Source organism: Lacinutrix jangbogonensis (assembly GCF_000797445.1).
In the GTDB taxonomy this organism is placed as follows: Bacteria; Bacteroidota; Bacteroidia; order Flavobacteriales; family Flavobacteriaceae; genus Lacinutrix; species Lacinutrix jangbogonensis.
In genome coordinates, this window is the sequence record NZ_JSWF01000030.1 from 19874 (window position 1) to 33663 (window position 13790).

13 protein-coding genes are annotated in these 13790 nt (G+C 31.1%); 3 read left to right on the top strand and 10 right to left on the bottom strand.

Features of this window, described 5'->3' with window-relative positions:
• Nucleotides 1–13 precede the first annotated feature (13 nt).
• The 5 genes from RH82_RS11345 to mfd all read right to left on the bottom strand — a co-directional run bounded on the left by RH82_RS11345 (nt 14) and on the right by mfd (nt 6687).
• Entirely contained in the window at nt 14–568 is a 555-nt protein-coding gene (locus tag RH82_RS11345) for a carboxymuconolactone decarboxylase family protein (protein WP_034060851.1), read from the bottom strand.
• Between the two features lie 160 nt (nt 569–728).
• On the bottom strand, nt 729–1136 hold the full coding sequence (locus RH82_RS11350; RefSeq protein WP_034060974.1) for a nuclear transport factor 2 family protein: 408 nt from the start codon (nt 1134–1136) through the stop codon (nt 729–731).
• A 116-nt stretch (nt 1137–1252) separates the two neighbouring features.
• Nucleotides 1253–1813: a TetR/AcrR family transcriptional regulator gene (locus tag RH82_RS11355; RefSeq protein ID WP_034060853.1), complete on the bottom strand. Its 561-nt coding sequence runs from the start codon at nt 1811–1813 to the stop codon at nt 1253–1255.
• 125 nt (nt 1814–1938) lie between these two features.
• The gene (locus tag RH82_RS11360; RefSeq protein ID WP_034060855.1) at nt 1939–3288 is read right to left on the bottom strand and encodes a TlpA family protein disulfide reductase; all 1350 of its coding nucleotides are present in this window, start codon (nt 3286–3288) and stop codon (nt 1939–1941) included.
• A 51-nt stretch (nt 3289–3339) separates the two neighbouring features.
• On the bottom strand, nt 3340–6687 hold the full coding sequence (gene mfd, locus RH82_RS11365) for a transcription-repair coupling factor (protein WP_034060857.1): 3348 nt from the start codon (nt 6685–6687) through the stop codon (nt 3340–3342).
• 148 nt (nt 6688–6835) lie between these two features.
• Here mfd and RH82_RS11370 point away from each other — a divergent pair, with 148 nt between their 5' ends.
• Nucleotides 6836–7267 carry a tellurite resistance TerB family protein gene (locus tag RH82_RS11370; RefSeq protein WP_034060859.1) on the top strand — a complete coding sequence of 144 codons (432 nt, stop codon included), beginning with the start codon at nt 6836–6838 and terminating at the stop codon, nt 7265–7267.
• A 124-nt stretch (nt 7268–7391) separates the two neighbouring features.
• Here the strand turns inward: RH82_RS11370 and RH82_RS11375 are convergent, their stop codons facing one another.
• The 5 genes from RH82_RS11375 to fbp all read right to left on the bottom strand — a co-directional run bounded on the left by RH82_RS11375 (nt 7392) and on the right by fbp (nt 11927).
• Complete coding sequence (locus RH82_RS11375; protein ID WP_034060860.1) at nt 7392–8915, bottom strand: ATP-binding protein; 1524 nt, start codon at nt 8913–8915, stop codon at nt 7392–7394.
• Between the two features lie 18 nt (nt 8916–8933).
• On the bottom strand, nt 8934–9428 hold the full coding sequence (locus RH82_RS11380) for a Rab family GTPase (protein WP_034060861.1): 495 nt from the start codon (nt 9426–9428) through the stop codon (nt 8934–8936).
• Between the two features lie 95 nt (nt 9429–9523).
• Nucleotides 9524–10330 carry a roadblock/LC7 domain-containing protein gene (locus RH82_RS11385; RefSeq protein ID WP_034060862.1) on the bottom strand — a complete coding sequence of 269 codons (807 nt, stop codon included), beginning with the start codon at nt 10328–10330 and terminating at the stop codon, nt 9524–9526.
• Nucleotides 10331–10345: 15 nt separating this feature from the next.
• Nucleotides 10346–10699, bottom strand: coding sequence for a hypothetical protein (locus RH82_RS11390; protein ID WP_034060975.1), 354 nt, complete (start codon nt 10697–10699; stop codon nt 10346–10348).
• 220 nt (nt 10700–10919) lie between these two features.
• Nucleotides 10920–11927 (bottom strand): class 1 fructose-bisphosphatase, encoded by a 1008-nt coding sequence (fbp, locus tag RH82_RS11395; protein WP_034060863.1) that lies wholly within the window; start codon nt 11925–11927, stop codon nt 10920–10922.
• 122 nt (nt 11928–12049) lie between these two features.
• Here fbp and RH82_RS11400 point away from each other — a divergent pair, with 122 nt between their 5' ends.
• Nucleotides 12050–12529, top strand: a complete 480-nt coding sequence (locus tag RH82_RS11400; RefSeq protein ID WP_034060865.1) for a GNAT family N-acetyltransferase — start codon at nt 12050–12052, stop codon at nt 12527–12529.
• A complete protein-coding gene (locus tag RH82_RS11405; protein WP_034060866.1) occupies nt 12529–13779 on the top strand; it encodes an aspartate kinase in 1251 nt (416 codons plus the stop codon). The genes RH82_RS11400 and RH82_RS11405 overlap by 1 nt, the downstream gene beginning before the upstream one ends.
• Nucleotides 13780–13790: the final 11 nt, after the last annotated feature.

Sequence of the window (13790 nt, forward strand, 5' to 3'; positions counted from 1 at the left end):
ATTGTTTTATTAATTATGCTTCTTGTAATTGTTCAATGTTTTGTGCTTTAGGGAAGTCTATTTCAAAACCTCCATTGTGGTATATATTATTTGTAATAGTAGTTAAAGCAATTGCTCCTAATAATTCTGCAAAAGCAGTTTTTGTATATCCAGCAATGAAAAAATTGTCAATAGCATTTTGAGAAGGATGACCTTTTAAATGTATAACCTCACTTACTAATGTTACTAAGGCATTTAGTTTAGGGTTTTTAATTTCATTATATCTTATTTGAAGTGTTTCTTCTTCTGTAAATCCATTCATTTTTCCTATTGCTGTATGTGCAGATAAGCAGTATGAGCAACCGTTTGCTTGCGATGTTGCTAATGCTATAGCTTCATACTCTTTATTTGAAAATTCCCCACTCTTTAGTGTTTCAGTAAATGTTAAGAACCCTCCTAATAACTTGTCTGAAATTCCCATGGTTGCGTAAAGATTTGGTAACATGCCAATCTTACCTTTTACAGCATTAAATATGGCTTTAGAGTTTTCGTTTGCGTCTTCTAATGTTAATGGTTTTAATGTGTGCATAATGTTCGTTTTATTGATTTTGATTTAATTTTTGTTTTGATAATACTATCTTATCTGTGACGTCTTTTACTATTCCAAGTGAAAGTTCTTGAATTCTTTATTGTATTCGAAATTTGATTGTTGTCTAGTGTTCTCATGGTTTTTATTTTTTATGATTAGTTTATTGAAATTTTCTTTCCGATTGTTTTATTTGAAGATCATTTGCACTCATATCTCTTTTTTGCATTAATCCTTCTTTATCAAATTCCCAATGCTCATTTCCATGGGTTCTAAACCATTGTTTTGTATTGACATTCTGCCATTCATATTCAAATCGAACAGAAATTCTATTTTCAGTAAAGGACCACAAGTGTTTTTTTAATTTGTAATGTGTTTCTCTTTTCCATTTTCTTATAAGAAATTTCACTATAGATTCTCTACCTATAAACAATTCTGTTCTATTTCTCCATTCCGAATCTTTGGTATATGCCATCGAAACACGTTCTGGATTTTTACTATTCCAAGCATCTTCTGCTGCCTGTACTTTTGCTAATGCTTTTTCTTTTGTAAAAGGAGGTGATATTTTCATTTCATTAATATTATACAGACAGGTCTGTTTTTCTTGTTTATGTTTTTTCGTGTATTGTAATTTTAAATTCACAATGATACAGACAGGTCTGTTTATTGTGTTTAAATTTTTTTAATTTATTTTAATAAGCTGATACAAGCTCTTTTTGCGCTTTGAATTGGCCATTCATTTTTTTGAATTTGAGACAGTATTATTGCACCTTCAATTAATATCAAAACTTCATCTCCTATATCTTCTGCTTCAGAAGCAGAAAAATTATCCGAAACCTTTAATGTATTATGAATCCAATTTCTTAATTCATTTTTGTGGTAGACGGCTTGATCTTTAATTTTATTATGATCTTTTGGTAAATCAACTATAATATTTTGCCATCCACATCCTCTAAAATCAACCTCAGTTAACCATTCTGTTAAATAATCAAAAGTACCTGTAATTTTGTCTTCTGGTGTTTCACATTCACCAACATAAGTGTTTAATTTAGCCATCCACATAGTGTGTCTACGAACTAAATATTCCACAGCAATTGCTTCTTTAGATCTAAAATGTTGATATAAACTTGCTTTTGCAACACCAGCTTCATCAATTATTTGATTTATACCTGTTTGGTTATATCCATTAAAGTAAAACAATCTTGACGCTGTTTCTATTATTCTTTCTCGAACACCTTGTTTTTTCATGGGACAAACATAATACATTTCTTAAATAAAACAGACAAGTCTGTACTTATTTAACATTTATTTAACATTTAAGTTTTTTATCCTCATCTTAGGTTTATGTAATATTCGAAGAATCCATTTAACAACTATTCTTTTTTTTCAACTGTACTTAAACTTTCAAAATACTTTTTAAACTCATTAATATCATAAGGCTTACTTATAATTTTTTTGTTTTTATCTAAAAGGAAATAACTTGGTGTGCTTGTTACATTATATTGATTTCCAATTGTATTATTCCATTTGCCTTCACCAAATACGTGTATGAAATCTGGATATTCAGATGTTAGATCTTTCCAATGCTTTAAATCATTATCTAAAGCCACTGCTATAACTTGTATGTCTTCTTTTTTATTAGCTTGAATAAATTCTTTTAATAACGGAATCTCTTTTAAACAGTGAGAACATGTGGTGCTCCAAAAGAAAATTAAATAATTGTTAGAGCCATCTAGTGCACTAAGTTTAGATGTTTTCATTTTATCTTCTTTGTCTTTTACTTCTAAATTAAAATCGGGTGCTAAATTTCCAATAGACACGTTTTTAAAATAGATAATATTATTTGCGAGTACGCTGTTGTTATTAGCAAGTGCGATATCTAATAAGTATTTAGAGCCAATGTAATTTGCCACTACTTCGTTATTTTCAACAGAAAACTGATTCCATAAAACCTCCAATAGAATACTTTTAATTTTCGGATTGTCGCCTATAGCTTTTACAACTGTATCTACGTTTTCCATGTAGGAAGCATCGGGATTATTTTGGTCTATAAACCCAATAGTATAATCTATTGTGGTTTTTACTAAAAAATTAGAATTCTGAAGGTTTTCGTTTCCAAAATCGATATGCGATAAATAATGAGATTTTATATTTTCAGAAAAAGTACGAACGTCTTCTAAACCATTTGGCATATAAGGTCTATATGCTTTTATAAAATGATTGACTATCATGCTGTCTGAAGCTTTTTCGAAATCGTCCTGTGTGCGTTTTAGAATATTAAAAATCTTAGAGTAGCCAGTTTTGTCTTCTTTTCCCGTATTATAATAATTACGAATGCTTTTGTTTATTAGGGCAAGGCTTCGTTTATAAGAACTATAGAGTTTGTTTTCGCTGGATTTATCGAAGGTTAGACCATTTTCTAAATCGTATTTTAACTCAATATCTTCTGTATTGTTTACAATAATATCGAAATTAAACTGGTCTTGCGGTTGTGCATATACCAAACGATAAGTTCCTGGAATAGCATTTTTATCCAGTGTAATTTCAAAAGTACCATCTTGTGCCACATCTGCATTTGCAACAAATAAAGACGTTTCTGCAGTTACACGATATAGGAAAGCGTACTCAAATTCTTTAGCAGGCGTAAACGTGCCTTTTATGGTATGCTGTGCAAATAATACAGAAGGTAATATAGCAAGTAAAAAAAGTAATTTTCTAGTCATTTTATTGGTTTTATTACTAGTAAGGCAAAAACTTTGCCAAGGAATAAATTTTTAATTCAATATTGGCTTAAGCACTGCTAATGCGTGCTCTACGGTTTTAATATTCTCAAAGGTAAGTAATAATCGTAAACCATTTCTGGTTTGCTTTTCATTCATTTTACCTGCTCTAGGATTCTGTTGTACATACTTTAGTAGCTTGGTGAAATTTGGGCTTTGGTAAAAGTGACTCTGTTGGTTATTAATGAAATAACCAACCAACTTGCCTTTTTTCAATATCACTTTTTCGATTCCTAATTTGGTAGCCATCCATTTTAATCTCACACTGTTTAATAAATCAACAACTTGTGTCGGTAACTCACCAAAACGGTCAACTAGTTCGGTTTCAAATTTCGCTAATTCTGCTTCAGTTTTAAAATTGTTTAGTTGTGTATAGAGGTTTAATCTTTCGGCTATATTATTTACATAATCGTCTGGAAACAGTAATTCTAAATCACTATCAAGAGTCATGTCTTTTACGTATTCTTTGTTTTCAAGATCTTCACTATAAAGCTCCTTAAACTCATTTTCTTTGAGCTCTTCAATAGCTTCATTTAATATTTTTTGATAGGTATCAAAACCAATTTCATTTATAAAACCACTTTGCTCACCACCTAATAGATCTCCAGCACCACGAATTTCTAAATCTTTCATCGCGATATTAAATCCACTTCCAAGAGCAGTAAATTGCTCTAAAGCTTGAATACGTTTTCTGGCATCGTCTGTCATTGCAGAGTATTCTGGTGTAATAAAGTAACAGAATGCTTTTTTATTACTTCGTCCTACACGACCACGCATTTGGTGTAAATCGCTTAATCCAAAATTATTGGCATTATTAATAAAAATGGTATTTGCATTTGGCACATCAAGACCACTTTCTATAATGGTTGTACTCACTAAAACATCAAAAGCCCCTTCCATAAAAGCAAGCATTAATGTTTCTAGTTTTTTGCCTTCCATTTGTCCATGACCAATACCAATTTTTGCGTCTGGAACCAAACGTTGTATCATCCCAGCAACTTCCTTAATGTTTTCTATGCGATTGTGGATAAAAAATATTTGTCCACCACGTTGTATCTCATAACTCACAGCATCTCGTATAGTATCTTCACTAAAACGAATAACATTACTTTCTATGGGATAACGGTTAGGAGGAGGCGTTGTAATTACCGATAAATCGCGTGCAGCCATTAAGCTAAACTGAAGCGTTCTTGGAATAGGAGTTGCTGTTAAAGTTAAGACATCTACATTGTCTTTTATGGTTTTAAGTTTCTCTTTTACTGCAACACCAAATTTTTGTTCTTCATCAACAATAAGCAAGCCTAAGTCTTTAAATTTTACCTTTTTATTCACCAGTTGATGCGTTCCAATTATAATATCCACATGGCCTTTTTCTAACTTCTCTAAAGTTTCACGTTTTTGTTTTGCAGTACGAAAACGGTTAACATAATCTACAGTTACAGGAAATTCTTTTAAACGTTCTGTAAACGTTTTGTTATGCTGAAATGCCAATATGGTGGTAGGAACTAAAATAGCCACTTGCTTACCATTATCTACCGCTTTAAAGGCTGCACGAATAGCAACTTCTGTTTTACCAAAACCTACATCCCCACAAATTAAACGATCCATAGGTCTCTCGCTTTCCATATCTGCTTTAATATCTGCAGTCGCAGTAATTTGGTCTGGAGTGTCTTCATAAATAAAAGACGCTTCCAGTTCGTGCTGTAAATAACTATCTGGTTTATATTGGAACCCTTTTTCTAGCTTACGTTTGGCATAGAGTTTTATTAAATTAAAGGCAACGTGCTTAACCCTAGATTTTGTTTTCTCTTTAAGTACTTTCCACGCTTTACTTCCAAGCTTGTACACTTTAGGAGGCTTGCCATCTTTGCCGTTAAACTTCGTGATTTTATGTAAAGAGTGAATGCTTAAATATAGCACATCGCGTTCGCCATAAACCAGTTTAATGGCTTCTTGCTTTTTACCTTCTACATCTATTTTTTTTAAGCCACCAAATTTTCCAATACCATGATCTATATGGGTAACATAATCTCCAATATCAAGATTAGTAAGCTCTTTTAAAGTAATCGCTTGCTTTTTAGCATAGCCATTTTTAAGATGAAATTTATGGTAACGCTCAAAAATTTGATGATCTGTATACACCACCATTTTATTACTGTGGTCCACAAAACCCTGAAATAAAGACAATGTAATAGTTTGGTATTTTACATCTTGCTCTACATCATCAAAAATATCTTGAAAACGTTTGGCTTGTTGTTCGCTTACACAAGCAATATAATTTGTAAAACCGTTATTATAATTGCCGTTTAGGTTATCTATTAATAAATTAAACTGCTTGTTAAAAGCAGGTTGTGGTGTGGTATTAAATATAATTTCTTCTTGAGGTTTTAGCCAAGAATCGGTACCAAACTCAACCACATTATAATCTAAAAGCTGTCTTTTTAGGAATGCTGAATTACAGAAGAGCTCTTCGGGTTCTGCATGTTTTACTTCGGTAGAAAGGTTTTTAAAAGCGTCTTCGGCCTTAGTAAAAAATTCATCTATTCTTGAAAATAAGACTTCTACATTTTTGGTAAAAACAACTGTTTTTGAAGCAATATATTTTAGAAAACTCTCACGAGATTCGTCTAAAAACTTGTTTTCAACATTTGGAATAATACCAATTTTTTTTATTTGTTCGTTCGAGAGTTGGGTCTCCACATCGAAGGTTCTAATACTATCAACTTCGTCTCCAAAAAACTCAATCCTATAGGGTTCATCGTGCGAGAAGGAAAATACATCTACAATACCGCCTCTAACAGAAAACTCTCCAGGTTCTGTAACAAAATCAACACGTTTAAATTTGTACTCGAAAAGCACTTCATTTACAAAATCGATGTTTAAATCGTCTCCTACATTAATTTTTAAAGTATTCCTTTCTAGTTCTTTTCTAGTGACTACTTTCTCGAAAAGCGCATCTGGATAGGTTACAATTATCGCAGGTTTTTTACGTGAGTTTATACGGTTTAAAACTTCGGCACGCAATAGTATGTTTGCATTATCGGTTTCTTCAATCTGGTATGGTCTTCTGTAACTTCCAGGATAAAACAAAACATCTTTGGTGTTTACAAGTTGCTCTAAATCGTTAAGGTAAAAAGCAGCTTCTTCTTTATCGTTAAAGACTAAAAGAAAAGGTTTATCGGCAGTTTTAAAGCTTTCGTATATTACAAACGAAAGGGCAGAGCCAACAAGACCTTTTAAATGCGTTTTATTTGTTTTTTCTTGAGTTTGGGCAATAGCAGTATGAAGTTTTTGCAGTTGCAAAGACTTGGCATAAGTTTGCGAGATTATAGATTTGCTCACGTAATTATTGTATTGGAACGCAAATATAAGAGTTACAATGCTGAATCTATAAAATACTATTGCTCAATTTTGACTAAAAAAAGAAGTTTTTTAATTTAAAAAAGGTTTGAAGATTAACTATCTTTGACGCTCTAAAATAAAAATATATATGTCATTTTCAGATTTATTCGATAGCGGATTTAAAAAGCGTAACGAAGACCATTTTGCAGCTATTGTAAGATTGGCAATGGACGATGGAATTATTTCAGATGAAGAAAAAACATTTTTAGATCGTTTGGCGCACAATTTAGACATTGGCGAAAACAACTATAAAATAATATTAAAGGATTATCAATCACATCCAATTAACCCTCCAACCTCTTACGATAGACGTTTAGAGCGTTTATACGATTTGTCTCGTATGGTTTATGTAGATCATGTTAAAGGTGATACTGAGGAGTCTTTATTACGTAAAATTGCTGTTGGCTTAGGTTTTAATACGGAAAATGTAAAATACGTAATAGACAAAGCATTAACTTTAGTAAGTAATGGAGCAGATTTAGAGACGTTTACAAGTGAAATAAAAAGTATGAATAGGTAATTAAATCTTTTATAAATAATACATAAGCAAGCTATCCAGCTTGCTTTTTTATATAATGTATTTAAGTTTTATTTTCGCTTCAGCGAAATAAAAAGCTTAACTAATTAAAATTAATTTGTTGCGATTACTTTAAGTTGTTGTAGATTATTTCTAATAATTGACTTTCGTTAAAAGGTTTCTTTAAAACATCGTTAATTCCTGCTTTTTTGTAACTTTTTAAATCGTCTTTAAAAACCTTAGCTGTAATAGCTACAATGGGTACTTTTCTTTGGTGAAGGTCTGGTAATTTTCTAATTTGTTTAGCAATTTCCTCTCCTGTATGCTCTTCAAGCTTTATATCCATTAACACCAAATCAACTTCGTTCTCAAAATTTGATATTGTGTTAAGAACATCGTCTTTTTTAGTAGCAATATCCAAGAAAAAATGACCTTGAGAGGCTAATATTTTTAAAACTGAAAGTTGTGTGATTTCAGAATTTTCAACAAGTAATATGTTGTATTTTTTTGAAGTATCGAATGGTGCAATCGTTTTCTTTCTTGGAACATTAATGGCTAACGACTTTTTAGCCAAAAAGTTAATACTCGTTGAAAATGTAGAGCCTTTACCAAATTCTGAAGAAACATTTACTTTATTGTTTGTTACCTCAACTAAGTGTTTTACAATAGCAAGCCCTAGTCCAGTTCCTTTGTATTCATCATTTCCACTTACTTGTGTAAAGCGGGTAAAAACAGCTTTAATATCTTCTTCTTTTATTCCTATTCCAGTATCAATTATCTCAAAATGAATACTCGCTTTTTGTGCTCTTAATTGGTTTAAGGATACATTAAAATTAATGCTGCCATTATTGGTGAATTTCACAGCATTATCTAGTAAGTTAGTTAAAACTTGTCTTAACCTTTTAGCGTCACCGCCAATGATTTCTGGTAAATTATCATCAAAGTTATAATTGAATTCTAGTACTTTTTGTTCTGCTTTAATTTTATAATTTGACTTAATTTCATTTAGCAATTCAAGCAAATTAAAAGGCTCGATAGATAGTTCAAGTTTTCCTGATTCAATTTTAGAGATGTCTAGAATATCATCAATCATTTTTTTTAAATAGAGGGAAGAGGAGTTTATTATTTGAATGTAATCCTTTTGCTGCCTTTCTAAACTAGTTTTACGTAAGATATCTGTGAAGGTTAAAATTCCCGTTAATGGGTTGCGTAACTCATGACTAAAATTAGCAATAAATATATTTTTAAATGCCTCTTTTTCTTTTAAATATGTGTTTTTGAGCTCTAGAATTTGTGAATTTATTACAGATTCGTTTCTTACCTGTGCAGTAGCTTGGTAGTTAATGTAATGTGTGGTTAAATCGTGAATTATTAAAAGGGGATTTTTACCATCACCAAATGTTTTTAAAATAATATCTGCTGTAATAACTTTATCTGCAATATTTAGATGTATACAAGGAATAGTTATTTCATTTTCTTCCGCTATTAGAAGTGAATTAAGCGAATCGAAAAAAGGATGAATATCTCCAATGTAATTATTTTTAAAGTCTAAAAACAATGCGTTATCAGATTCTATAACCTTTCCATTGAAATCTAATATGGAGTATTGTACAACTGCCTTTGTATATTTTTTCTTGTATTCTTCTAGCATATTAAAGCTGGTTTTTACTTATTTAATAAGTGCCTCAGCTAAATTAGAAAATAGAAAATTAACTTTGTCACCCGTCTTTGCACTAACATAGAAATCTGTTAAGCTACCAAAATCATTGCTGTTTTGTTTTAAATATGCTTTGGTAACCAAATCTTCTTTGTTTCCAACAACTGTAATAGGCGTGTTTTTTTGTTTCTCTTTAAGGAAGTTTATTTCGTTTTCTAAGTTTTTATAAGTTGCAGGTCTTGTTACATCGTATACGTAAATAAAGGCGTGCGTTCCTAAAAGATAAGATAATCTAGTATTAGTAATATCATCGTTTCCTTCTAAATCCCAAATAACCAACGAGACATCTGTTCCTTTTTCTGGAATAGTAATATTTTTTTTAAAAATGTGAACACCAATGGATACTTTATAATCTTCAGAAAATGTGTTTTCTACAAAACGCCTAATAAGAGATGATTTGCCAACGCCAAAATAACCTAATAAAACTATTTTTTTAGAGACTTTCATTGCCAGAATATTATTTTAATTTGTAGCCGTGTTGAAACATTGCAGTACAAAAGTAAGAAAAGCTATAGGGACTCTGAGCTTTTATTAAAAATTTGTTATTGAAAATGCTTTTTTAATTTTTCACTAAAAGAATCTCTATTTATAATATCTTGTTTATTAATACTATTTTGAGCGAAATCTAATAGTTTGTCTTCCAATTGGCTTTTAAAAAGCGCATTATAAGAACCAGAAATAATCACTGCAATATAATAATCTGAGAAATTTTGAAGATGAATATGAAAACTATCATATTCTATATAATTTAGTTCTTGATTTTCTTTTTCAAAGGCATCTTCGGCAAAACTCTTAATTGCTGTTAGCATTCCAGAGACCATATCCTCATCTATAGCTTGTGTTTTAGAATATTCCGAAATGATTATACCAGAACCTTTCTCGATAACCATAATTTGTTCAATTATTGGGTGTACCAGTTCTTGTAACATTAAGTCGGCCTCACTAACTCCTGTTCTTTTAGATTTAAATTTACGCTTAAGAGCTTCAAATGAAAACGCATTGTTCATTTTTGCGTTTATCTGTTCAGACAAGATTTGCATTTCCTGTTGAATGTATTTTTTAATCATTTTTCCAATAATTGGAAATAAAGCTTCTACAACAGCATCTTGAGAATTTTTGATTTCAGATTTTAAGGCTTCAGTTATTACTGGTCCTAAGGTTTTTGGGATTTCAATAACAAAATCGTTAAGTCTTTCTTCTATTATCGGATTAACACGATCAGAGAGTTGATTTTGTTTATTAACTAATTCTTCTACAATTTTTAGCTTCTCTTCAACTTTTTGTGCATATTCACGCTCATCTGTAAGTAAGATGTCTTTTAAAATAGAAAGTCTTTCGTCTTGATTCATGGCGTGAGAATCAAATTAGTTGCTTATTTTCTCGCCAAGTTTAATTAGTAAATCGCCAAACAGTTTACGGTCCAGTTTTTTCTCATCGAGAACATTAGCTTTATCTTCTAGGGTATTTTCTAGTTCTGTAATTCTAATATTAATATCCGTACTTAAGTTATCAATATTTTGAAGTAACTCTGTCTTAACATCATCAATTAGGTTTTTTAACTCTTTTTTCTTGTCGAGTATATCTTGTTTTACAGCCTCAAATTCATGATTGTATTCTTGGATGTTTTCACCAAAAATAAGCTGTTTAATCGCATCGATTTTAGAAGTTGAATCGTTTGCGTTTGTATTATTAGGTGTAATTCTATCGTTTTCTGCCATTACCATTTAGTTTAATAAACTGCGGTAAAAATAGCAAAATAAATTAGAATAATGCTAAATATGGTTTAAAGTGAGCTATAAATAATTTGAATTATAGCTTGTTCAGATAAAAACAGAAAATTAAACCATAGCCTATCTCGCTTATATTTTAGATGTAAAGTATAAGCGAGATAGAAATAAATTGGATCGTTTGTTTTGAACGATTAGTTGTGTAATATATTTATTCAGCTTTTTGCATAAACTCCTCAGCTTTTTCAACCATATTTTTACTTCCGCAGAAAAATGGGATACGTTGGTGAAGTTCTGTAGGTTCAATATCTAAAATACGCGTAAAACCATCACTCGCTTTTCCATTGCCTTGTTCAGCAATAAAAGCCATAGGGTTACATTCGTAGAGTAAACGTAATTTTCCATCAGAGTTTTTAGAACTTTTAGGATACATGTAAATACCTCCTTTTATCATGTTTCTATGAAAATCTGAAACCAAAGAGCCTATATATCTAGAAGTGTAAGGTCTATCACCTTCTTCTTTTTGACAATATTTTATATAATCTTTTACACCTTGAGGGAAATGGTTGTAGTTACCTTCGTTTACAGAATAAATATTCCCGTCTTCTGGGAATTGCATGTTTGGGTGCGATAAATAAAGCGTTCCTAAAGCTGGATTTAATGTAAAACCATTTACACCATCTCCAGTTGTATAAACTAACATTGTAGACGTGCCATAAACAACGTAACCAGCTGCTACTTGCTGATTTCCTTTTTGAAGAAAATCTTTTATAGTAACAGGCGTTCCTACTGGAGTTACACGCCTGTAAATAGAAAAAATGGTTCCTACAGATACATTAACATCTATATTACTAGAACCATCTAAAGGATCTATTAACACAACATATTTATTCTGATTATTTTCGTCTTGACTATTTATAGAAATAAAATCATCTTCTTCTTCGCTGGCAATACCACAAACAATATTTCTATTAGTTAACGTTTGAATAAACTTCTCGTTAGCATAAACATCTAGTTTTTGTTGATTTTCACCTTGAATATTAGTTTCTCCAGCGGCACCAAGAATATCAACCAAACCGGCTTTATTAACTTCGTGGTTTACTACTTTGGCTGCTAGGCGAATAGAGTTTATTAGCCTTGATAATTCGCCAGAAGTGTATTTAAAAGACGACTGGTTTTCAATAATAAATTCTCCTAACGTTTGGTTTTTTGTAGACATATTTTTTTTGATATTCGCTTTTGCAAATATCGTTTTTTTTTAGAAACTATAACGTTTTCGTAAAAGTAAATCTGTAACGTTATTTAACTTTAAACTATATTTGATTTCCAATTGTTTTAAATATGAAGAACACCATACGCTTAGCAACTAAAAACGATATGAAAAGTGTTCACGATTTAATCGTAGAACTCGCCGTTTTCGAAAAGGAACCTCATGCTGTTGAAGTCACTGCAAAGAACCTTGAAAGTGATGGTTATGGAAAACAACCAAAATTCACTTGTTTTGTTGCTGAAGTAGACTCTAAAATTGTTGGTGCCGCATTAATCTATATGCGTTATTCTACTTGGAAAGGAGAAGTGTTACATCTTGAAGATTTAATTGTTAAAGATAGTCTGAGAGGAAGCGGTTTAGGAACGGCACTGTTAGATGAAGTTGTTAAACATGGAAAAAAAATAGGCGTAAAACGTATTTGCTGGGAAGTTTTAGATTGGAACGCGCCTGCCATTGCCTTCTACCAGAAAAAAGGAGCAGATGTTAAACGCGATTGGGATGTTGTACATTTAAATGAAAACGGAATTAAAAATTATTTAAAATATATATAGTGCAAGTATTTAAGTTTGGAGGTGCTTCTGTAAAAGATGCCAATGGAGTGAAAAATGTTTTAAAAGTACTTGAAAAAGTAGGCCATAAAAACACGCTTATTATTGTCTCAGCAATGGGGAAAACTACAAATGGATTAGAACTTGTAATCCATAAATATTTAAATGAGAATAGCACATTTAAAGCTGAATTAGAAACCGTAAAAAACTATCATCTAGACATTGTGAAGGCATTATTTAAAAACGGGCAACATGTTGTTTTTAAGAGAATTGAAGTGCTTTTTACAGAGTTGTTACAGTTTTTTAAAACTAATAAGTCGCCAAATTATAATTTTATTTACGACCAAGCTATTGGTTATGGAGAATTAGCCTCAACAACCATTATTAGTTATTATTTAAACGAAATGCATTTAACCAACACCTGGTTAGATGTTAGACAATGCATAAAGACAGATGATTACTACCGTCGCGCAAATGTAAATTGGGAAACAACACAAACCCTAATAACAAATAAAGTAGAAGCTTCCACTTTATATATTACTCAAGGTTTTATTGGTAGTGATAGTAATAATTTTACAACGACATTGGGTAGAGAAGGTAGTGATTATACCGCAGCCATTTTTGCGTATTGTTTAAATGCCCAAAGCGTAACGATCTGGAAAGATGTTCCAGGTGTTTTAAATGGTGATCCCCGTTTTTTTAATAACACACAATTATTAAATACTATTTCTTATACAGAAGCTATCGAACTTGCTTTTTATGGCGCTTCTGTTATTCACCCAAAAACATTACAACCTTTACAACGCAAAGAAATTCCATTGCACGTAAAGTCGTTTTTAAACCCAGAGAGCGCTGGAACAACCGTTAATAAGTCTCAAGGTATTGAGCCAAAAGTGCCTTGTTTTATTTTAAAACAAAACCAAGTCTTATTATCCTTATCTACTTTAGATTTTTCTTATGTAGTTGAAGAAAATATTAGCGAAATATTTAACTTGCTAGCACTATATAAAATGAAAGTCGATGTGATTCAAAATTCGGCTATTAGTTTTTCGGTTTGTTTTGAGAATTCGTACAATAATTTAGAAAAACTATTGTTACATTTAAAAGCCAAATTTAAAGTAGAATGTCATAAAAATGTTTCATTATACACTATTAGACATTATAATGATGTATCAATTAAAAAATTAGAACAAGATAAAACCGTGTTATTGAAACAGTTATTTCAAGAAACGGTACAAATTGTAACTCAATAATCTATTGCTTA

Bases quoted from the DNA above. Each gene is read 5' to 3' on its own strand.
- RH82_RS11345 (WP_034060851.1), bottom strand. From the start codon at position 568: ATGCACACATTAAAACCATTAACATTAGAAGACGCAAACGAAAACTCT.
- RH82_RS11350 (WP_034060974.1), bottom strand. From the start codon at position 1,136: ATGAAAATATCACCTCCTTTTACAAAAGAAAAAGCATTAGCAAAAGTA.
- RH82_RS11355 (WP_034060853.1), bottom strand. From the start codon at position 1,813: ATGAAAAAACAAGGTGTTCGAGAAAGAATAATAGAAACAGCGTCAAGA.
- RH82_RS11360 (WP_034060855.1), bottom strand. From the start codon at position 3,288: ATGACTAGAAAATTACTTTTTTTACTTGCTATATTACCTTCTGTATTA.
- RH82_RS11370 (WP_034060859.1), top strand. From the start codon at position 6,836: ATGTCATTTTCAGATTTATTCGATAGCGGATTTAAAAAGCGTAACGAA.
- RH82_RS11375 (WP_034060860.1), bottom strand. From the start codon at position 8,915: ATGCTAGAAGAATACAAGAAAAAATATACAAAGGCAGTTGTACAATAC.
- RH82_RS11380 (WP_034060861.1), bottom strand. From the start codon at position 9,428: ATGAAAGTCTCTAAAAAAATAGTTTTATTAGGTTATTTTGGCGTTGGC.
- RH82_RS11385 (WP_034060862.1), bottom strand. From the start codon at position 10,330: ATGAATCAAGACGAAAGACTTTCTATTTTAAAAGACATCTTACTTACA.
- RH82_RS11390 (WP_034060975.1), bottom strand. From the start codon at position 10,699: ATGGCAGAAAACGATAGAATTACACCTAATAATACAAACGCAAACGAT.
- fbp (WP_034060863.1), bottom strand. From the start codon at position 11,927: ATGTCTACAAAAAACCAAACGTTAGGAGAATTTATTATTGAAAACCAG.
- RH82_RS11400 (WP_034060865.1), top strand. From the start codon at position 12,050: ATGAAGAACACCATACGCTTAGCAACTAAAAACGATATGAAAAGTGTT.